General features: G+C 70.6%; 18 protein-coding genes. 9 read left to right on the plus strand and 9 right to left on the minus strand.

The features are described from left to right. The 3 genes from test1122_RS03505 to rsmH form a co-directional block, all read right to left on the minus strand. Positions 1-1,962, minus strand: a complete 1,962-nt coding sequence (locus tag test1122_RS03505) for a peptidoglycan D,D-transpeptidase FtsI family protein (protein WP_232267679.1) — start codon at positions 1,960-1,962, stop codon at positions 1-3. A gap of 121 nt (positions 1,963-2,083) precedes the next feature. Continuing rightward, positions 2,084-2,452 carry a cell division protein FtsL gene (gene ftsL / locus test1122_RS03510; RefSeq protein ID WP_232267680.1) on the minus strand — a complete coding sequence of 123 codons (369 nt, stop codon included), beginning with the start codon at positions 2,450-2,452 and terminating at the stop codon, positions 2,084-2,086. Further along, positions 2,449-3,414 carry a 16S rRNA (cytosine(1402)-N(4))-methyltransferase RsmH gene (rsmH, locus tag test1122_RS03515; RefSeq protein ID WP_232267681.1) on the minus strand — a complete coding sequence of 322 codons (966 nt, stop codon included), beginning with the start codon at positions 3,412-3,414 and terminating at the stop codon, positions 2,449-2,451. The genes ftsL and rsmH overlap by 4 nt, the downstream gene beginning before the upstream one ends. A 443-nt stretch (positions 3,415-3,857) precedes the next feature. On the opposite strand from rsmH, the gene test1122_RS03520 reads away from it, so the two are divergent. The 4 genes from test1122_RS03520 to test1122_RS03535 all read left to right on the plus strand — a co-directional run bounded on the left by test1122_RS03520 (position 3,858) and on the right by test1122_RS03535 (position 9,246). After that, on the plus strand, positions 3,858-4,388 hold the full coding sequence (locus tag test1122_RS03520) for a beta-class carbonic anhydrase (RefSeq protein ID WP_232267682.1): 531 nt from the start codon (positions 3,858-3,860) through the stop codon (positions 4,386-4,388). A 153-nt stretch (positions 4,389-4,541) separates the two neighbouring features. Then, on the plus strand, positions 4,542-5,555 hold the full coding sequence (locus test1122_RS03525) for an AAA family ATPase (RefSeq protein ID WP_232267683.1): 1,014 nt from the start codon (positions 4,542-4,544) through the stop codon (positions 5,553-5,555). Beyond that, positions 5,555-6,856, plus strand: a complete 1,302-nt coding sequence (locus test1122_RS03530; protein ID WP_232267684.1) for a DUF58 domain-containing protein — start codon at positions 5,555-5,557, stop codon at positions 6,854-6,856. The genes test1122_RS03525 and test1122_RS03530 overlap by 1 nt, the downstream gene beginning before the upstream one ends. After that, positions 6,853-9,246, plus strand: coding sequence for a transglutaminase TgpA family protein (locus test1122_RS03535; protein WP_232267685.1), 2,394 nt, complete (start codon positions 6,853-6,855; stop codon positions 9,244-9,246). The genes test1122_RS03530 and test1122_RS03535 overlap by 4 nt, the downstream gene beginning before the upstream one ends. 338 nt (positions 9,247-9,584) lie before the next feature. On the opposite strand, the gene test1122_RS03540 is transcribed toward test1122_RS03535, so the two are convergent. The 3 genes from test1122_RS03540 to test1122_RS03550 form a co-directional block, all read right to left on the minus strand. Next, positions 9,585-9,995, minus strand: coding sequence for a DUF3040 domain-containing protein (locus test1122_RS03540; RefSeq protein ID WP_232267686.1), 411 nt, complete (start codon positions 9,993-9,995; stop codon positions 9,585-9,587). A 223-nt stretch (positions 9,996-10,218) separates the two neighbouring features. Further along, complete coding sequence (locus test1122_RS03545; protein ID WP_232267687.1) at positions 10,219-10,968, minus strand: methyltransferase; 750 nt, start codon at positions 10,966-10,968, stop codon at positions 10,219-10,221. A gap of 41 nt (positions 10,969-11,009) precedes the next feature. Then, entirely contained in the window at positions 11,010-11,495 is a 486-nt protein-coding gene (locus tag test1122_RS03550) for an SAV_6107 family HEPN domain-containing protein (protein WP_232267688.1), read from the minus strand. 141 nt (positions 11,496-11,636) lie between these two features. On the opposite strand from test1122_RS03550, the gene test1122_RS03555 reads away from it, so the two are divergent. From test1122_RS03555 to test1122_RS03575, 5 genes are all read left to right on the plus strand, one after another. Further along, the gene (locus test1122_RS03555; protein WP_232267689.1) at positions 11,637-12,410 is read left to right on the plus strand and encodes an ATP-binding cassette domain-containing protein; all 774 of its coding nucleotides are present in this window, start codon (positions 11,637-11,639) and stop codon (positions 12,408-12,410) included. Then, positions 12,382-14,487, plus strand: coding sequence for a YhgE/Pip domain-containing protein (locus test1122_RS03560; RefSeq protein ID WP_232267690.1), 2,106 nt, complete (start codon positions 12,382-12,384; stop codon positions 14,485-14,487). The genes test1122_RS03555 and test1122_RS03560 overlap by 29 nt, the downstream gene beginning before the upstream one ends. Positions 14,488-14,503: 16 nt before the next feature. Then, positions 14,504-15,127: a TetR/AcrR family transcriptional regulator gene (locus test1122_RS03565; protein ID WP_232267691.1), complete on the plus strand. Its 624-nt coding sequence runs from the start codon at positions 14,504-14,506 to the stop codon at positions 15,125-15,127. Positions 15,128-15,360: 233 nt separating this feature from the next. Further along, positions 15,361-15,960 (plus strand): DUF4126 domain-containing protein, encoded by a 600-nt coding sequence (locus tag test1122_RS03570; protein ID WP_232267692.1) that lies wholly within the window; start codon positions 15,361-15,363, stop codon positions 15,958-15,960. 640 nt (positions 15,961-16,600) lie between these two features. Then, positions 16,601-17,998, plus strand: a complete 1,398-nt coding sequence (locus tag test1122_RS03575; protein ID WP_232267693.1) for a phytoene desaturase family protein — start codon at positions 16,601-16,603, stop codon at positions 17,996-17,998. Positions 17,999-18,010: 12 nt separating this feature from the next. On the opposite strand, the gene test1122_RS03580 is transcribed toward test1122_RS03575, so the two are convergent. The 3 genes from test1122_RS03580 to thiE form a co-directional block, all read right to left on the minus strand. Continuing rightward, positions 18,011-18,988: a hypothetical protein gene (locus tag test1122_RS03580; RefSeq protein WP_232267694.1), complete on the minus strand. Its 978-nt coding sequence runs from the start codon at positions 18,986-18,988 to the stop codon at positions 18,011-18,013. A 20-nt stretch (positions 18,989-19,008) separates the two neighbouring features. After that, positions 19,009-19,926: a methylenetetrahydrofolate reductase [NAD(P)H] gene (gene metF, locus test1122_RS03585; protein ID WP_232267695.1), complete on the minus strand. Its 918-nt coding sequence runs from the start codon at positions 19,924-19,926 to the stop codon at positions 19,009-19,011. A gap of 81 nt (positions 19,927-20,007) precedes the next feature. Beyond that, complete coding sequence (thiE, locus tag test1122_RS03590) at positions 20,008-20,697, minus strand: thiamine phosphate synthase (protein WP_232267696.1); 690 nt, start codon at positions 20,695-20,697, stop codon at positions 20,008-20,010. Positions 20,698-20,758: the final 61 nt, after the last annotated feature.

The raw sequence follows: 20,758 nt of genomic DNA on the forward strand, positions 1-20,758 counted from the left end.
TCAGTCGCCCGGGGTGAAGGTGGTCGGCATTTTTGGCGGCTTGACTCCCGTGGGGGCCGCCTGAAGGGTTTTAAGGGAGAATTTCATGACCTGCTGGTACACCGGCCCGCAGACGGAACCACCGAAATAGCTGCCCCTCTTGGGATTCTGCACGACGCAGTAGACGGTGACCCGGGGCTGGTCGGCGGGGGCGAATCCGGCGAAGGAGGCGGTGTAGCCCTTGTAGCGGCCGGTCTGTGGGTCCACCCGGTTGGAGGTGCCGGTCTTGCCCGCGACCCGGTAGCCGGGGATCCGGGCGGTTTTGCCGGTGCCCTCCTTGTCCGCGACGGCGGATTCGAGCATACGCGCGAGCGTCTTCGCCGTCTTCTCGCTGAGGACCCGCTTCTCCTTCGGCTTCGGCGCGGCCGAGTAGCGCCCGTCCGGGCCGATGGTGCCCCGTACGAGCGTCGGGGTGATCCGCTTACCGCCGCTCGCGATCGTCGAGTAGACCGAGGCCAGCTGGACGGCGTTGACCGAGAACCCCTGTCCGAAGGGGACGGTGTGCTGCTGTGATTTGTTCCAGTCCGCCGGCTTGGCGAGGATGCCCGGGGTCTCGCCGGGGAAGCCAAGGCCGGTCGGCCGGCCGATGCCGAACTTGGTGAGATACGAGTGCAGCACCTTGTTCGCCTGCTGCTGGGTCTTACCGAGCCGTTCGGCGGCGAGGATGGTGCCGATGTTGCTGGACTTGGCGAGCACGCCGTTGAGCGTCAGGTGATACGTGGCGTGGTCGTGGTCGTCGGCGAAGGCCCGGCCTGCCCGGTTCAGCCGGTTGGGCACGGTGACCTGGGTCTGCGGAGTGGCGACGCCCTCCTCCAGTACGGCAGCCATGGTCATCAGCTTGGCCGTGGAACCTGGTTCATAGGCGTCCTGGAGGGCGGGGTTGCCCAGGTCGGTGGAGCTCGTCTGGGAGAGGTTACCCGGGTCGTAGTTCGGTGCGTTGGCCATGGCGAGGATCTCGCCGGTGCGGGGGTCCTGGACGATCACATAGCCCCGGTCCGCCTTGGAGGCGTCGACCTGCTCGGTGATGGCCTTCTGGGCAGCCCACTGGATGTCACGGTCGATGGTGAGCTCTATCCCGGAGCCGGGTGTCGCGGGCTGCTCCTGAGTCCTGGCGGTGGGCACCCTGCGGCCGGCCGACTGAGCGTAGGTGACCTTGCCGTCCTTGCCCGCGAGCTGCTTGTGGAGCTGGGCCTCCAGACCGCCGCCGCCCTTGCCGTCGGAGGTGACAAAGCCGAGCAGTCCGGCCGCGAGCTCCTTGTTGGGGTAGACCCGCTTGGCGCGCGGCTCGGCGTAGACCCCGGCGAGCACATTGGTGCCCTGCTCCTTGCGCTCCTTGTCGGCGAGCGCCCTCTTGAGGTCCTGGATCTGCCGCCAGGCCTGCGGGGTCTGCTGCCGGGCGAGCAGGACATAGCGCGGGGACGATGGCCGGATGAGCTTGCGCTCCAGTTCCTCCTGGTCGACGCCCAGTATCGGGGCGAGCAGTGCGGCGGCCCGGGCCGGTGCGTCGTCGACCTCGGCCTGCTCCGGTTTGAAGAGGAAGGGGTCGGCGGTGATGTCGTAGGCGTCGATGGTGGTGGCCAGATCCCGGCCCCTGCGGTCGGTCACAGAGCCGCGTTCGGCGGCGATCGGCACGGTGACATAGCGGTTGACGTTGGCCTTCTGGGCGTACGCGCTGGCGTCCACGGCCTGCACCTGGAGCAGCCGGACGGTGAAGGCCAGCAGCACCAGGGTGAGGCCGACGCTGATCAGCCGCAGCCGGGGACGGGGCTCGCCCAGTCGCAGCGGCGCGCTGCGGGGGGGCGGGTGCGGCTGGCGGGTTCTGCGCTGTGGCGTTCCGCGCTGTGCGGTTCTGCGCTGTGCGGTTCTGCCTTGTGGTGGGCGGGCCGGGCGTGGCACCCGTCGGCGCGGTTCCCGCGGGCTCATGGCGTCACCTTGTTCGCCCTGCCGCACCAGCGGCCTGTGTCGCTGCCGCCCGCACGGCGCAGAGGTGCGGCTTTCGTCGTCGGCCGCGGCCCAGTGGCCGCGCGTACGTCGCTCACGGACATCACCTCCCGGAGTCGGGGACGGCTGGTTTCGGAACGCCCCGGACGGTGCCGTCCGGGAGCAGGAAGGCGGGGACGCCGCCCGGTACCAGGCCCAGCTCCCGGGCTCGCCGGTCGAGCGCGTCGGGGGCGGAGAAGGCGTCCACATCCTGCTGGAGCGCCTGCTGTTCGTCCGTCAGCTCCTTGGTCTGCTTCTTGAGCTTGCCGAGCTCGAACGAACCCTGATTGACCGAGGCGTTGAGCAGCAGCAGGGTGAGCAGCCCGGAGCCCAGCAGCACCACGATGAGCAGGACGAAGGGGGTACGGGCCGCGGTCGAGTTACCGCTCGGGACCAGTCGGGCGAGCCGGGCGAGCCGCCGCTGTGCCGTCATACGTCCTGGACCTCCCGGATACGCTCGGCGCCGCGCAGCCGGGCGGGAGCGGCGCGGCGGTTCTCGGCGACCTCTTCCTCAGTGGGCAGCTCGGCACCGCGGGTCAGCAGTCTGAGCCGGGGCTGGTAGCGCTCGGGGACGACGGGCAGTCCGGGCGGTGCGGTATTGGCCGCGCCCGCCGCGAAGACCTGCTTCACGAGCCGGTCCTCCAGGGAGTGGTAGGAGAGCACGGCGATCCGGCCGCCGACCGCGAGGGCGTCAACGGCGGCGGGCACCGCTCTCTCCAGTACGGCCAGTTCGCCGTTGACCTCGATACGCAGCGCCTGGAAGGTGCGCTTGGCCGGGTTGCCGCCGGTGCGCTTGGCGGCCTGCGGCAGCGCCTCGCGGATCACCTCGACCAGCCGCGCGCTGTTGCTGAAGGGCTCCTTGGCCCGCTCCCGTACAACGGCTTCGACGATCCGCTTGGCCTGCTTCTCCTCGCCGTAGGCGCGCAGGATACGGACGAGCTCGCCGGGCGGATAGGTGTTGAGGACATCGGCCGCGGAGATACCCGTCGTCTGGTCCATCCGCATATCCAGGGGAGCGTCCTGGGCGTAGGCGAAGCCGCGGTCGGCCTCGTCCAGCTGCATGGAGGAGACGCCCAGGTCGAAGAGGATGCCCTGGACCCTGGGTGTGCCAAGACGGTCCAGTACGCCGGGGAGTTCGTCGTAGACGGCGTGCACCAGAGTCGCCCGATCGCCGTAGGGCGCCAGCCGTTCGCCCGCGAGCTTCAGCGCGACCGGGTCCCGGTCCAGGGCGATCAGCCGGGCCTCGGGGAACGCGGCCAGCAGCGCCTCGCTGTGACCCCCCAGGCCCAGGGTGCAGTCGACGACAACCGCCCCGGGCTGCTTCAGGGCAGGGGCCAGCAGATCCAGACACCGCTGGCGCATGACGGGAATGTGCCGCTCGTCGCTGCTGGTCATGCGCCCTCTCAGGTCCGGCGCGGGCTGCTGCACATACAGCTCGGTCCCCGCCCGCTCTGAAGGGGAATGGTCCCCTGGCGCCGGGGAAGTGGCGTCAGATGACCTGGAGCGGGAGGAGGCCGAGCCGTATGTACGCGCCCGCGGGGGATACCGGGATCCGGCCGCCCCAGCCAGTGCAGCCGGCACAGCCAGCATGCGCATCTGGCCAGAATGCGCTCTCACGCCTCCCACTTCGCGCCACTTTAGTCCACTCGCCCCCTTGGTCAACCAACCGGTCCGGTGCGTCACCGGACGGGTCCTCCGGGTAGCCCTCCGTTGGCTCTTCCACCCATATGGAGCACTCCCAGGGGTCCGTGTGGGTTACCTCACAGGATGCTGCGTTAGCCCCCTATGCCCGATCTCACAGCGGGCCGCACGGGCCGTCCACGGATACCGTCGTAGCCATGTCGATTTCCCATCGCCAGAGGACGGTCACCGACCGTCTCGTAGAAGCCAACGCAATGTACGCCGCCGAGTTCGTCGATCCAGGCATGGACGCCCGGCCCGTCCTCGAGGTCGCCATCGTCGCGTGTATGGACGCACGGCTTGACCTGTACGCCGCGCTCGGCCTTGAACTGGGGGACTGCCACACCATCCGCAACGCGGGCGGTGTGGTCACCGATGACGTCATCCGGTCCCTGACCATCAGCCAGCGCGGGCTGGGTACCCGCTCCGTCGTGCTCATCCACCACACGGGATGCGGACTGCTCAATCTGACCGAGGACTTCCGGCATGAGCTGGAGCTGGAGGTCGGCCAGCGGCCCACCTGGGCGGTGGAGTCCTTCCGGGATCTGGACCAGGACGTGCGCCAGTCGATGCAGAAGGTACGCACCTCGCCGTTCCTCTTGCACACTGACGATGTGCGCGGCTTTGTCTTCGATGTGAAGACGGGTCTCCTGCGCGAGATCGACCCGGCCATCCGTCCGGAACGGTGACGCGAGGCGGGGCGTGCGTGAAGAATGAACCGTCAGCGGCCTCCCTCCGTTTAGGGGTAAGGAGTAAGTGCCGTTGAGTATCGGGGAGGGCCGGCCTTGGTCCCAGGAGGACCGGCCTGTGGAACGGGCTGCGGCTCAGGGAGGACAGGCCGGGTGACGACCTATGACGAGCGAACCAAGCTCAGCGATCTGACCACCACAGCGGATCAGGTGCGCCGCTCTGTGGAGAGCGTGATCGAGGGCAAGCCGGAGGTCGTAAGGCTCTCGCTGACCGTGCTGCTCGCCGAGGGGCATCTGCTGATCGAGGATGTGCCGGGCGTGGGGAAGACCATGCTGGCCAAGGCACTCGCGAGATCCATCGACTGCTCGGTGCGGCGCATTCAGTTCACCCCCGATCTGCTGCCCTCGGACATCACGGGGGTGAGCGTGTACGACCAGCAGCGGCGCGACTTCGAGTTCAAGCCCGGGGCCATCTTCGCGCAGATTGTGATCGGTGACGAGATCAACCGGGCCTCGCCCAAGACCCAGTCGGCGCTGCTGGAGTCGATGGAAGAGCGGCAGGTCACCGTCGACGGGCACACCTATGAACTGCCCGACCCGTTCATGGTGGTGGCCACCCAGAACCCGGTCGAGATGGAGGGCACCTATCCGCTGCCCGAGGCGCAGCGCGACCGCTTTATGGCCCGGGTGTCCATCGGTTACCCCAGCCCGGCCGCCGAGCTGGAAATGCTCGATGTGCACGGCGGATTCTCCCCGTTGGCCGATCTGCAGCCGGTGGCGCACGCCCACGAGATCGGCAAGCTGATCGAGGCGGTGCGGGAGATCCATGTGGCCCAGGCCGTGCGGCGGTACGCCGTCGAACTGGTGGGCGCCACCCGTAACCATCCCGAGCTCCGGCTGGGCGCCTCACCACGGGCCACGCTGCAGCTGCTGCGGGCCGCCAAAGCGTCGGCGGCGCTGAGCGGACGGGAGTTCACCCTGCCCGACGATGTGCAGGCACTCGCCGTACCGGTGCTCGCGCACCGACTGCTGCCCACCGCGCAGGCCCAGTTGAACCGGCGTACCGCCGAGCAGGTCGTCACCGAGATCGTGCGGAGCACCCCGGTGCCGGACCCGTCCCCGCAGCAGCCGGAGCCTTACGGTCAGCAGTCGCCGCGGAGGTACTGATGGCCGCCGGGAGCGGCGCCCAGGAGTCACGGGGCTCGTTGCGCACCTCGCTCGGCGGGCTCACCACCCGGGGCCGCTCCTTTCTGGCCGCCGGGGTCGCCGCGGTGCTCTGTGCGTATGTGCTGGGGCAGGCGGATCTGCTGCGGGTGGGCATGCTGCTGGCCGCGCTGCCGCTGGTGTGCGTGCTGGTGCTGCACCGGACCCGCTACCGGGTCGTGGCCTCCCGGCGGCTGGCGCCCGGGCGGGTACCGGCACGCTCCGAGGCGCAGGTGCAGCTGCGGGTGGACAACGTCTCACGGCTGCCCACCGGACTGCTGATGCTCCAGGACCAGGTGCCCTATGTGCTCGGTCCCCGGCCGCGCTTCGTGCTGGACCGGGTGGAGCCGGGCGGGCGGCGCGAGGTCTCCTACCGGGTGCGCTCCGACATGCGCGGCTGCTATCCGCTGGGGCCCTTGCAGCTGCGGCTGACGGATCCTTTCGGCATGGTCGAGCTGATCCGCTCGTTCCACGCGTACGACACGCTCACGGTCATCCCACGGGTCGAGCCGCTGCCGCCGGTGCGGCTGGCGGGGGAGGCTCCCGGGTACGGCGAGGGACGGCAGCGTTCCGCGGCGCTGGCCGGTGATGACGATGTGATCCCGCGCGAGTACCGGCACGGGGACGATCTGCGCCGGGTGCACTGGCGCTCCACGGCCCGCTATGGCGAGCTGATGGTGCGTCGCGAGGAGCAGCCGCAGAAGGCCCGCTGCACGGTGCTGCTCGACACCCGTCGGCACGCCTGGGCCGGCTCGGGGCCCGACTCCCCCTTCGAATGGGCGGTCTCGGGAGCGGCGTCAGCGGTGATGCATCTGCTGGAGCGCGGCTACGGGGTGCGGCTGCTGACGGATACGGGGGCGCAGGCCCCCGGCCCCGACGGCGGCGCGCTGGAAGGTGACTCCTCGGATACGGCCGGGCTGCTGCTGGACACGCTCGCCGTGGTTGAGCACTCCGATGAGCCGGGGCTCGCCACGGCGTATGACGCGGTGCGCGGTGGCCATGAGGGGCTACTGGTGGCCTTTCTGGGCTCCCTCGATGAGGAGCAGACGGCGACCGCTGCCCGGATGCCGCAGCGCACCAGTGGCGCGGTCGCCTTCATGGTGCGCGGGCAGCTGCCGCAGGAGACGGAGCGGCAGCGCACACGGATGCTGCGTGAGTCGGGGTGGACGGTGGTGCCTTACGCACCGGGCGATCCGCTGCCGCGGCTGTGGCGGCAGGCGGACCCGGCGGGCACCGGAACAGAGACGGGAGGCGGTCAGTGGTGAGCGGACAGGCACGGCTGGCGATATGCGCGTGGCTGGCCACCCTGGCGGCCGCGAGTGCGCTGCTGCCCCTGGTCACTCCGGCGAGCTGGCTGCTGCAAGCGGCCTTCGTACTGGGCGTGCAGAGCGGGGTGGGCGCCGTGGCGCGGCGGATTCCGCTGGCCGGGGTGCTGACGGTGGCGCTGCAGGCACTGGTGACGCTGCTGCTGCTCACCTTCGTCTTCGCCCGGGAGTCCGCGTTCGCCGGGCTGTTCCCGGGCCCGGAGGCCTTTACGCACTTCGGGACGCTGCTCACCGAGGGCGCCGACGATGTCAGCCGGTTCGCCATCCCGGCGCCGGTCACCGAGGGCATCCGGCTGCTGCTGATCGGCGGGGTGCTGGTGATCGGGCTGCTGGTGGACGCGCTGGCCGTCACGTATCGCAGCGCCGCCCCGGCCGGGCTGCCGCTGCTGGCGCTGTACTCGGTGGCGGCGGGGCTGGCCCAGGGCGGCGCCCGCTGGCTGTGGTTCCTGTGTGCGGCGGTCGGCTATCTGCTGCTGCTCCTCGCCGAGGGCCGGGACCGGCTCTCCCAGTGGGGGCGGGTGTTCGGCGGCGCGGGCACGGGACGGCGTACGGGCGCGTACGGTCCCGCGCTGGGCGGCCCGGCGGTGGCCCCGGTACGTACGGGGCGGCGGATCGGTGCGGCGGCGCTGGGTCTGGCGCTGCTGGTGCCGGCGCTGCTGCCGTCACTCGGGGGCGGGCTGCTGGACCCGGCCGGCCGGGGCGGCCCCGGGAGTGGCGGCGGGGGCACGGTCTCGGCGATAAATCCGCTGGTGGCGCTGCAGGACAGCCTCAACCAGCCGGAGAACCGCACCGTACTCACCTATGAGACGGACGCGGCGAGCAGCCAGGATCTGTATATGCGGATCATCGCGCTGGACCAGTTCGACGGCACCGCGTGGAAACCCTCGGAGCGGCGCATCCAGGATGTGCCACCGCTGCTGCCCCCGGTGCCGGGGCTGTCACCGGGCGTATCGACCCGGAAGGTCACCACCCGGATCGCCGCGGCGGGCTGGTACGAGCAGGACTGGCTGCCCATGCCGTATCCGGCGCAGCAGGTGAAGATCGATGGGCGGTGGCGCTTCGAGCCGGAGAGCCGGGGGCTGGTCGGGGTCCGGGGACAGAACACCAGGGGCGCGCAGTACGTGGTCGAGAGCCTCCAGGTACGGCCGACGGCTGAGCAGCTGGCGGGCGCCCCGAGGCCGCCTCAGCAGCTGCTGGATGAGTACACCGAGGTGCCGGAGTCGCTGCCGGAGACGGTGGAGGAGAGGGCACGGTCGGTCACCGATGGTATGGCCAACGGTTACGAGCAAGCCCTCGCGCTTCAGGAGTGGTTCGCACGGGAGGGCGGCTTCCGCTACGACACCGAGGTGAAGGCGGGCAGCGGCAGTGCGGCCATCACCCGCTTCCTGGAGCAGAAGGAGGGCTTCTGCGTCCACTTTGCGTTCTCGATGGCCGCGATGTCGCGCACCCTGGGCATCCCGGCACGGGTCGCGGTCGGCTTTCAGCCGGGCGCCCCGGCGGGCGACGGCACGGTGCAGGTCGGGCTGCAGGACGCGCACGCCTGGCCGGAGTTGTACTTCGAGGGGGTCGGCTGGACCCGCTTTGAGCCCACCCCCTCCCGGGGCAGCACACCGGGGTACGCACAGCCGGATCTGCCGGAGCCGGATGAGGACGCGGGCGCGCTGCCGGAGCCGACGGAGACGGTACGGCCCAGCGCGCGGCCGACCGCACCGGACGAGTGTCCGGCGGAGCTGCGGAGGACCGGCGAGTGCGGCGAGGACGACCCGGCGGTGGGTGCCGCCCCGCCCGAGGACGGCTTCCCCTGGCAGAAGGCCCTGATCACGGCGCTGGTGGCACTGGTGGTGCTGGTGGTGCCCCTGCTGCCGCTGATGTGGCGCATCCGGGCGCGGGCCCGGCGCCTGGGCCCCGCTGCGGAGCGGCTGGGGCCCGGGGGGCAGATGCTTGCCGCGTGGCGTGAACTCCTTGACTCGGGCTGGGACTACGGCATCGCACCGGCGGAGTCGGCGACCCCGCGGAGGGCGGTGGAGCGGATCGTATCGGCCGGTGAGCTGGGTCCGGCACCGGCCGAGGCGGCGGGGCGGGTGGCTGACGCGGTGGAGCGGGTGCTGTACGCGCCGCGGCCGCTTCCGGCGTCGTCCGGGCTGGCGGAGGATGTGCGGCGGGTGCGGGCGGGGTTGCGGGCCTCTGCGGGGCGTGGGGGGCGGGCGCGGGCGCTGCTGCTGCCGCGTTCAGCCATTCGGGTGATGTGGGCGGTCGCGGGGTGCTGGGGGGTGGCCGGGCAGCGGCTGCGGGGGGCGGCGCTACGGGTCGCCTCCCGGCAGCGGGCCTGACCCATATGCGGCTCCGCCGCGTGGCGGGGCTTCGCCCGGCTGCGGGGTGCCGTGGGTGGGTGTTCCCCGTATCCCGCCCCTTCCCGTAACCGGGGCTTGCGCCCCGGGGCCCCGGGGTGGGCGGGTGCGGCCCGGTGGCCGGTGTTGTGCCCACCCACAGCCCCTCGCGGGGCTGCGAGTGCCCACAACACCTCGGGGGTCTGGGGGCGGCAGCCCCCGGTTTCGGGGAAGGGGCCGGGCTAGGGGAAACCCCCACCGGGAGGGTCTGGACGTGCGGAAGGGGCTTCCCGGGTGGGCCGGGGAGCCCCTTCTGACTGTGTCTGTGGTTGAGCTGGTTGCTATTGCTGTTCATCCCGGCGGCGCTGCCAGCGCTGCTCAATACGGTGCAGCAGCGACCGGCGCTGCTTTGGCTGACGGCGGCCGGACGGCGCGTCACCGCCCGTGGCCTGACCTTCGCCCTCAGTCTGCGCACCTGCCTTGGGGCCCTTGCGCCAACCGGTCACGGCTAGGACAGCGCACCCGAGCATCACCAGGAAACCGACCACGCTGACCCAGATAATCTGCGCGACCATTCCGGCCATCAGGAGCGCAATACCCACCAGAAAGCCCGCGACCGCTTGGTAGACCCGCTTGCGGGTGTACGTGCGCAGCTCGCTTCCCTCGAGCGCTGTCGCGAACTTGGGATCTTCGGCGTACAGCGCTCGCTCCATCTGCTCGAGCATCCGCTGCTCGTGCTCAGAGAGCGGCACGGAGTCCTCCTACTCATCGGTCGCGGGGGCGACCGGTTGCGACCCTTTAAGGATAGGCAGGGAATCGCCCCCGTGAAACCCGCCCCTGTACGCCAATTCCTCCCACCGGTTCAGGTAAGGCGGATCACTGCAGTGGCCAGTTCATTCCCCTGCCACCGTCCCGTCATGCCCGACGGTGCCCTTCGATCATACGGCGCGTAGCCGCTGATCGGGGCCCTGTGGTCTAGCGCACCTCGGCCAGGACGTGCAACTGGGTCGCGACGGCGTGGAAAGCCGGCAGTTCTGCGGCGGCCGTCTCCAGCTGCGCCAAGGCCTCCAGTGCGCCAGGCTCGGTATCTACGAGTGCTCCGGGCACCAGGTCCGTAAACACCCGGACGCCGTGCACCGCGCCCACCTCAAGACCGGTATCCGCCACCAGGGCGGTGAGCTGGTCGGGCGTAAAGCGCCGGGGCACCGGGTCCCCGCTCCCCCAGCGGCCCTCGGGGTTGGTCAGCGCCTGGTGTGCCTCCGTGAAGTGCCCGGCCAACGCGCGGGCCAGCACGGCGCCGCCCAGACCCGCGGCGAGCACACTGAGCGTGCCACCCTCGGGGCGCAGCGCGGCCGTGGCGTTCCGCAGCCCCTCGGCCGGGTCGTCGACATATTCCAGCACCCCATGGAACAGCACCACGTCATAGCCGCCCCGCTCGGCGACATCGAACAGTCCGTGTGCGTCCCCCTGCACTCCGCGCACCCGGTCGGCGACCCCTTCTTCCGCGGTGCGGCGCTCCAGGGCGAACAGCGCGTTGGGACTGGGGTCGACCACGGTCACCCGATGACCGAGGCTGGCCACGGGGACCGCGAAGTGTCCGGAGCCGCCGCCGGTGTCCAGGACATCAAGCGACTCCCGGCCCGCGGCCTTGGCCCGGCGGTGCAGAGCTTCCCGCAGCACCTCCCAGACCACGGCGGTACGAAGGGATGCACGGGGGCGGGACATGATGGTGCTCCTCGGCGGCTCAGGTGCTGGCAGGGCCCACCTTATTGCCTCACCGCCGCCGGTGGTTCCGCCTCCACGCGCGCACGGGGAAAAGCGGGCTGTGGGACGAGCATCCGCTCCACGATGCGCAGGAAGTATCCCGCGTCCCGTATGAGGTCATCCGCGTCGCGCGCGGTCGCGGCGCCCTGGATACCCGCCTCGGCGCGGGCCCGTCGGGTGGCGCCGGCGGCGAAGAGGGCACTCCACTCGGCCAGTTCCGGTGCGACCTCGGGAAGGACCTCCCAGACACTGCGGATACGGCGGCGGGCGCGCTCGCTGGTCTCCGGGCGGCCGCGCACGGCGAGCACGGCGGCCGCGGTGCGCAGCGCGGCCAAGTGGGCGGTGGCATAGCGCTCATTGGGCTGCTCCAGGGCCGCCGCCTCGTCAAGGCCGTGCTGCGCCTGGGAGAGCAGATCGAGAGCGGCCGACGGCGCGGTGGCGCGGCGCAGCACCGGGTGGACATCGCTCGGGGGCCCGTTCAGCTTCATCGGCTGGTGCCTCCTTCGCTTTCTTCACTCATTCGCTCCTGTGTGCGCTTCAGGGACATCGTCACCCACGCCACTGACAATCGGCGCTGACCTGCTGGTACTCTTCTGTACTGACCAGTCAGTTCAAAAAGGGAGGGGCCTATGTCAGGGGCGGGGATCACCGCCGAGGGTCTGGGCGTAAAGGGCCCGCGCGGCCCGGTGTTCGAGGGCATCGACCTCGACGCGCCGCCCGGTTCGCTGATCGCCATTGAGGGACCGTCCGGCTCCGGCCGGACCTGTCTGCTCCTCGGGCTGACCGGCCGGATGCGCATCACCGCCGGACACGCCCAGGTCGGCGGCCACCGGCTGCCGAAGAAGATGGCCGCTGTACGGCGCATCGCCGCACTGGGCCCGGTGCCCGGCATCACCGATCCGGAGCCGTCCCTGACCGTCGCCGAACAGCTACGGGAAAGGGCACTGCTGCGGCGCTACTTCGACGGCTGGCGACGCGAGCGCGCCGAGCAGCGGCGGGCCCGGATCGAGACGGCGCTGCGGACCGCCGGGCTGGAACTGGAGTCGCTGCCCAAGGGCCCGCGCACGGCCATCCGGGATCTGGAACGGCTGGAGACGCTACGGCTCGGCGTGGCCATGGCGCTGCTGGACCAGCCACGGCTGCTGGCCGTGGACGACACCGATCTCAAGCTGTCGGACACCGAACGCACTCAGGCCTGGGAACTGCTGCGCGCCATCGCCGAGCGCGGCACGACCGTCCTCGCGGTGTGCAGCCAGGCCCCCGAGGACGCGCTGACGGTCCGTACGGACGGTACCGACGCAGACGCAGACGCAGGCGCAGGCGCAGGCGCAGAGGCCGGGCAGAAGAACGACGACGCGAAGGGGGAGGCGGAAGATGCGCTCGCCGAGGCTGGCCGCGCTTGAGCTGAAGCGCTTTGGCAGGGGAAAGCTGCCGCGTGCGGCGATGGCCGCGATGCTGCTGCTCCCGCTGCTCTACGGAGCGCTGTACCTGTGGTCCTTCTGGGATCCGTACAACCGGCTCGACCGGATACCCGTCGCACTCGTCAACGAGGACCAAGGCGCCACCATCGAAGGCGATGACGGCAAGAAGGAGAAGATCACCGCGGGCGACGACATCATCAAGGGCCTGCGCGACAGCAACACCTTCGAGTGGCACGAGACCAGCGCCGCCGACGCCAAGAAGGGTCTGGAGGACGGCAGCTACTACCTCACGATGACCGTGCCGGAGGACTTCAGCCAGAAGGTCACCTCCAGCTCCGGTGACCATCCGGAGACCGGCGCCCTCAGGGTCCAGACGAACGACGCCAACAACTACATCGTCGGGCAGATCTCCCGCACCGTCTTCTCCGAGGTCCGCGCCTCCGCCACCAGCAAGACCTCCAGCGGCTTCTACGACAAGATCTTCGTCTCCTTCTCCTCCATCCATGAGTCGACCAAGAAGGCGGCCAAGGGCGCCGATGACCTCAAGGACGGCATCGGCAAGGCGAAGAAGGGCGCGGGTGAGCTGGCCGACGGCACCTCCGACGCCAAGCAGGGCAGCCAGGACCTCAAGGACGGGTTGACCAGGCTCAACCAAGGCGCCCGGGATCTGGAGCGGGGCGCCGGGCAGGTCGCCGCCGGCACCCAGAAGCTGGCCGACAAGGTAAACAGCGTCGCCAAGGCGACGGCCCCTCTCGCCAAGGGTGACGGCGAGGACATCGCCACCGTGGCCAGGAATGTGGCCGATTCCGCCAAGACCGCCCAGGATCACGTCAAGACACTGCCGCAGGACGCCGGCAAGGCCGCCAAGCTCTCCCGGGGAACCGCCGACGGGGTGGCCAGGCTCTACACCCTGCTGTGCGAGAACGACGCCCCCGAGTCACCTGTTGACTGCCAGGATCTGCGGAAGCACGCCGACTACAGCCGTACGGCAGCGGACACGGCCGAGGCGGTCAACGACAAGATCCAGGACTATGACGGCCTCGGCACCCTGGACAAGGATCTCGGCAAGCTGCGCGCCATGGCGCTCGACCTGCAGAAGAAGGCGCCCAACCTGGGCCAGGACCTCGACAACGCGGTCAAGCAGGTCAACGCGCTCAACAAGGGCGCCAGGCAGGTGCACTCCGGTGCCGGCAAGCTGCACACCGGGCTCAGCTCCGCCCAGGGCGGCGCGGGCGATCTCAACAGCGGGCTCGCCGAGCTCAGCTCCGGAGCGCGGTCACTGAACGGCGGGCTGTTCAAGCTCGCGGACGGCTCCGGCGCCCTTTCCAGGGGGCTGCACGATGGCGCCGAGCAGATCCCCGACTACGACAAGAAGGAGCGCGAGGACCGCAGTTCGGTGATGGCCGACCCGGTGCAGCTCGCCTCCGGCAAGGTCCACACGGCGCCCAACTACGGCACCGGCTTCGCACCGTACTTCATCCCGCTCTCCCTGTGGGTGGGCGCGATGGTCGCGTACATGCTGCTTCAGCCGCTCAACCGGCGTGCCCTGGCCGCCGGGGCCCCGGTCTGGCGGACCGCGCTCGCGGGCTGGCTGCCGGTCGCCGCGATCGGTGCGCTCCAGGTGGGTGCGCTGCTGGCCGTGCTGCGCTGGGCCCCGGGGCTGGGTCTGGAGCTGCACCGGGCCGCCGGGACGATCGGTTTTCTGCTGCTGGTCACCGCCTGCTTTGCCGCGATCATCCAGTGGCTGAACGCCCAGTTCGGTCCGGCCGGACGGATTTTGGTACTGGCGGTGCTGATGCTTCAGCTCACCTCCGCCGGAGGCACCTACCCGGTGCAGACCAGCCCGGACTTCTTCAACGCCATCCACCCGTTCCTGCCGATGAGCTACGTCGTTGAGGGGCTGCGCCATCTGATCACCGGCGGTGAGCTGTGGCCGGTGTGGCGAGCGTGCGTGGTACTGCTGGCCTTCACCGCGGGCGCCCTCGCGCTGACGGCGTGGACCGCACGCCGGAGCGCGGTGTGGACGATGAAGCGACTGCACCCGGAGCTGACCCTGTGAGGAGAGAATCAGCCTCATGAAAAGCAGCACAAGCACCCGCCGGAGCGCGACTCGGCAGAAGCTCTACGAGGCGGCGGTCACGCTCATCGCCGAACAGGGCTTCTCCGCCACCACGGTGGATGAGATCGCCGAGCGCGCCGGAGTCGCGAAGGGCACGGTCTACTACAACTTCGCGAGCAAGACCGAGCTCTTCGAGGAGCTGCTGCGGCACGGTGTGGAGCTGCTCACCGCCGAGCTACGGCGGGCCGCCGAGGAGACCGCGGAGCGGGGCGGTAACCGGGTCGACGCGCTGGACGCGATGATCCGGGCCGGGCTGGTCTTCATCGACCGCTATCCGGCCTTCACCCAGCTCTATGTCGCCGAGCTGTGGCGTACCAACCGGGCCTGGCAGTCCACGCTGATGATGGTGCGCGGTCAGGCGGTCGCGGTGGTGGAGGACGCGCTGCGGCTGGGTGTCGAAGAAGGGGAGCTGAGCGCCGAAATCGATATCAAGCTGACCGCGGCCGCGCTCGTCGGCATGGTCCTGGTGGCGGCGCTGGACTGGCAGGCGTTCCAGCCGGAGCGCTCGCTGGACGAAGTGCACGCGGCGCTGTCGCTGCTGCTGCAGGGCCGGGTGGGTGGCTGCGTGCGGCCTCAGTGATCACTGAGGCCGCACGCCCCCCGTGCCCCCGTACCCCCGTACGGTCTCCCCCTCCGGTACGGCCGCCGCGCCGTTCCGCCGCCCCGTGCCGGCGGTGCGGCGCCGCGTCCTCCCGGCACCCATTACTCTGCCGTCTACGCAGGTCGCGGCCCATCCGCGCGGATACTCAACCCCCGCTCTAGGTACGGGTACTCAGCCCTGCGCACCCGGGCCTACCCGTTACGATCACCGGCGTGTCCATACTTCCCCTGGTCTTCACCAGCGGCTGGGCGAGCGGGATCAACGCCTATGCCGTGGTCCTGCTGCTCGGGATCTTCGGCGCCACCGGCGTCTCCGACGAGGTGCCCGAAGCGCTGCAACGTGTGGATGTGCTGATCGCCGCCGCGGTGCTCTTCCTCATCGAAGCGGTCGCCGACAAGGTGCCGTTCGTGGACTCCGTATGGGACTCGGTCCACACCGTGATCCGCCCGGTCTCCGGCGGCGTTGTCGCGGCTCTGCTCGCCGGGCAGGACGGCTCGCTGTCCCAGCTTGTGGCGGGCGCGGTCGGCGGCTCCACGGCGCTGGTCAGCCATCTGGTCAAGGCGGGGACACGGATGGCCGTCAATACCTCGCCGGAACCCGCGAGCAATATCGTGCTGAGCCTCGCTGAGGATCTGACCGTCGCCGGGATCATCACCTTCGCCGTCTTCCAGCCGGTGGCCGCGGCGGTTGTCGCGGGCACGCTGCTGTTGCTCGGCGGCGTCCTGACGGGCTTCCTGATCGGCCGGATTCGGCGCTTTCTCCGGCGCCGCCGGGAACGCCGAGCGCCGAAGCACCCGGCCCCCCACCCCTGACTGGCGGCTCCACGGCTCGGCGCGCCTCGCGCCCGGCTGCGGGGTGCCGGGGTGGGTTTCCCCGTATCCCGCCCCCTCCCGGCTGCACCGCGGCTCCGCCCGCGCGGCGGGGCTTCGCCCCGGGGCGGGGGCGCCGGGGTGGGGTGTCCCCGTATCCCGCCCCTTCCCGGCTGCACCGATATGCGGCTCCGCCGCGTGGGGCGGGGCTCCGCCCGGCTGCGGGGGTGCCGTGGGTGGGGTTCCCCAATTCCCGCCCCTTCCCGGCTGTGCCGATATGCGGCTCCGCCGCGTGGCGGGGCTCCGCCCGGCTCTGGGGGTGCCGTGGGTGGGGTTCCCCAATTCCCGCCCCTTCCCGGCTGTGCCGATATGCGGCTCCGCCGCGTGGCGGGGCTTCGCCCCGGGGCCCGGGGTTGGTCCGGTGCGGGACGGTGGCCGGGTGTTGTGCCCACCCACAGCCCCTCGCGGGGCTGCGAGTGCCCACAACACGGGTGGGGGTCTGGGGGCGGCAGCCCACAGTTTCGGGAAGGGGTGGGTCAGGGGACTTCCCCGCCGACGACGGACGGACCGTCGCGGCGGGCGCGTCTAAGCTTGTGAGGCCCCCGGGGCCGGGCAATGCCAGGTCGCCGTCGAGAATGGTGGCATGGGACGGATTGTGGTGATCGGCGCGGGCATGGGCGCCATGGCAGCCGCCGCGCGGCTGGCCACCGTGGGACACCGGGTGACGGTGTACGAACGCGGTGAGACATATGGCGGCGGTGTACGGCGCTATGAACGGGACGGCTTCTGCTTCGACACCGGGCCGGGGCTGCTGCAACTGCCCGCCGTATGGCGGGACCTGTTCATCAAGACCGGCCGTGAGCCGCTTGAGGACGTCGTGGAGCTCCGCCAGACCGATCCGGCGGCCCGGCATCTCTTCGCCGACGGCACGGAGGTCACCCTGCCCGCCGCCTCCCGGGCGGGGGTGATCGACGCGCTCGATACGGCCCTGGGCGCCGGTTCCGGCGAGCGCTGGGCCGCCCTGGTGGGACGGGCCCGTACCGCCTGGGACGCGACCCGGCGACCGCTCCTGGAGGAACCGCTGACCGATGCCACGGACCGTACGGGTCGTCAGTGGGCCAGCCGCGATCCCTATCCCGCGCTGCGCAAGCGCGGGATGCTGCGCCGCCGTACGCCCACCCTCAGCGAGGTCGGCCGCGACGAACTGCGTGATCCGCGGTTGGTCGCACTGCTGGAGAGCTACGCCACGGCCTATGGCCTCGACCCACAGCGGGTTCCCGCGAGCGCGACCGTGCTGGCGTATCTGGAGCAGACCTTCGGCAGCTGGTACGTGACCGGTGGCATGCGGGCGTTGGCCGACGCGGTGCGTCAACGGTGCGTGGCACGCGGCGTGGAGTTCGTCTTCGGCGCCGAGGTGGTCCGCTCCCTCGCCAAGGATGGCCGCACGGCCGGGGTCGAGCTGGCCGACGGTACCGTCGTCGACGCGGACGTGGTGATCGACGGTGGCTGCCCGTACCCGGAGTCCGCCCCGGGCCAGGCCCGGCTCACCGTGCTGCTGGCCCTGCGCGGCGCCCGCCCGGAGGGCACCGCGCACCGCACCGTGGTGCACGGCAGCGAGCGCACGCTGACCGTACTGCGGCCGGAGGACGCGGTGCTGGTGCCGGATGCCGGGCACGAGGCGGTCACCCTGACGGTCCCGGTGGAGCCGTTCAGCCCGGTGGGCGAGGAGGATGTGCGGCGGCTGATCACCGACGCGGAGGCCGCGGTCCCGGGGCTGCGGGACCGGCTGCGATGGCATGCGGTGCGTACCCCCGCCGACAACGCCCGGGAGACCGGGGCACCCGGTGGCGCGGTGCCCGCCCCGGCGCTGGCGGGGGCGGACGGCGCGTATCTGCGGGCGGCCAACCAGGGCGGCCTCAAGGGGCTTTACGCGGTCGGCGGCTGGGCCCATCCCGGCGGCGGGCTCGCGCACGCCGGGATGTCGGGGGCGATGGCCGCCGGGCTGATCGTCGAGGGAGCCGGCTGGCGCGGCTCCCGGTAGGGGCGTAGCGGATCAGTAGCGCTGCTGTTGCGGGTCGTAGTAATAGGTGGCGTCGTACCCGTACCCGTACCCGTTCCCGTCCTGGTGCGGGTACGGCTGCTCCGCGGGCACTTCGGCCTCGCGCTGCTGTGGGACCCAGACACCGCCGGGCGGGGTCTCGGGGTAGTAGGACTGCTGGGGCTGCTGGGACTGCTGAGTTGGATACTGCCCGTTGTCGTAGCCAGGGGCATAAGCCTGGCCGTCGTACGCCCCGGTGGCGTAGGGATCCTGCTGGAAGGGCTGCTCGGCGTAGTTGCCGTGGGCGTCGTAGCCGATGTACGGGTCGGAGTACGCGGCGTAGGCGGCGGTCTGTTCGGCGCCGTAGCCGTAGGTTCCGGCTTCGGCGTACTGATCGCCAGCGTTCGTGTAGAACTGGCCGGTGTCTATGCCCTGCTGGTCGTAGCCGACCGTGGCGTACTGGTCCTGCTGGCCGTACTGGTCGTACTGGTCGTACTGGCCGGGCTGGTCGTACTGGCCGGGCTGGTCCTGCTGGCCGGGCTGGTCGTACCCCTGGTCGTACCCTTGCGGTTCCTCGCCCCGCTCATACACCCCGTACTGGCCGGTGTCGTCGGGCATCGGCTCCATCTGGTAGGCCGCCGTCTGCTCCATTTCGGAGACTTCCAGGGCCGGTTCGGCGTCGGCCGGCTCCATCGGTGCCGCCTCCGGCCCGCCACGACGACGGCGGCTGGAGCCCGGTTTACCGCCGAGCGCCCAGCCGGTGGAGAAGCCCTGGCGGAAGGAGAGGGTGACAAAGGTCTGGCCGACCGCGAAGGCCGCGGTACCGACGCCGATCACCAGGATGGAGGGCATCAGCACACCCAGCACGACGCCGAGGAAACCGAAGAAGGCCAGCAGCCTCCAGCGCAGCCGGGCCTTGTACTGCAGCAGCACCTCACCGAGCAACCACAGTGCGACGACTCCGAACGCGATGTAGAGGACCGTCCAGCCCATGTACGCCCCTCTCACAGAAGCTAGGACCGTTGGTGCAGCCCCAGATTCTCGTAGATTTCCAGCGTCGCCGTGGAGTGGTTGAGGGTAATGAAGTGAAGACCGGGAATGTCTTCAGCCATCAGCCTCGAACAGAGCTCCGTGGCGTACTCGATCCCGATCGAGCGTACCGCCGCCGGATCATCCTTGACCGAGAGGATCCTCTCAGCCAACTCCGGTGGGAATGTAGCATTACTCAACTGTGCAAAACGCTCGATCTGCCGCACGTTCGTCACCGGCATGATCTCGGGAATGATCGGAGTATCGCAACTTGCCGCGGCGACCCGGTCCCTGAGCCGCAGATAGTCATCGGCGTAAAAGAACATCTGTGTGATGGCGTAATCCGCCCCAGCCCGGCATTTATTGACAAAGTGCCGCACGTCGGTGTCCCAGTCGGTTGACCGGGGATGCATCTCCGGATAGGCCGCGACGCCGACGCAGAAGTCACCCGACTCCTTGATCAGCTCGACCAGTTCAGCGGCATAGGTGACACCCTGCGGATGCGGCACCCACTCACCCAGCGGGTCGCCCGGCGGGTCACCGCGCAGCGCGAGCATATTGCGGATCCCGGCGCCCGCGTACTGCCCGATGATGTTGCGCAGCTCGGCCACCGAGTGGTTGACGGCGGTCAGATGGCCGACCGGGGTCAGCGTCGTATCGGTGGCGATCCGCTCCGTGGCCCGCACCGTGCCCTCCCGGGAGGAGCCGCCCGCGCCGTAGGTCACCGAGACGAAGGTCGGGCCGACGGCCTCGATCCGGCGGATCGCGTTCCACAGCGTCCGCTCGCCCTTCGCCGTCTTCGGCGCCATGAACTCGAAAGAGTACGAGCGCTCGCCTGAGGCAAGCAGCTCACGGATGGTGAGTGCGCTGTCTGTCCTGGTGGAAGAGATACCGAGGGCCATACCAGGCAGGCTAACCGGCAGCAGCTGTCACGCCAGAGCGCCGTCCACGTCCTGGACAGCCCCCAGCCGCAAAATGGCTGCTCAGCGCTTGTGCAGCCGCCTACTGAGATCCGCCGCCGCCGCTCCTGGATCAGCGGCCTCGGTGATCGCCCGGACAACGACGACCCGCCGTGCGCCCGCGTCCAGCACCTCATCGAGATTCCCGGCGTCGATCCCGCCGATCGCGAACCACGGCCGCTCACTGCGCCGTGCGGCGCTCAGCTTCGCGGCGTACCGCACCAGCGGCAGCCCGGGGGCGTACCGCCCCGGCTTGGTCGGGGTGGGCCAGCAGGGACCCGTACAGAAGTAGTCCACGCCGGGCTCGGTGAGCGCCGCGTCCACCTCGGTTTCAGCATGAGTGGAACGGCCGATCATCACCTCGTCCGGGGAACCGCCGAGGACCGCGCGGGCGGCCGGGACCGGCAGATCGCCCTGCCCCAGATGCAGCACATCGGAGCCGATGGCGTGCGCGATGTCCGCCCGGTCATTGACGGCCAGGAGCTTGCCGTGCCGTCGGCAGGCCTCGGCGAAGACGGCGAGGTGCTCCAGCTCCTCGCCCGCCTCCATGCCCTTGTCACGCAGCTGCACGATGTCCACGCCACCCGCCAGCACCGCGTCCAGGAACTCAGGCAGATCTCCCTGCTCCTTGCGGGCACCGGTGCACAGATAGAGCCGGGCGTCAGCGAGCTGGTGGAGCTGGTCGGCCCGGTCGAGCTGGTCTCGTGCGGCCATGAGGCGGCTTCCCCCCTGGGTGGGGCATACGGGCCGCGCCTGGCGGCCCGTATGCCGTTCA

Origin of the sequence: Streptomyces gobiensis (genome assembly GCF_021216675.1) — a bacterium.
Classification (GTDB): Bacteria; Actinomycetota; Actinomycetes; order Streptomycetales; family Streptomycetaceae; genus Streptomyces; species Streptomyces gobiensis.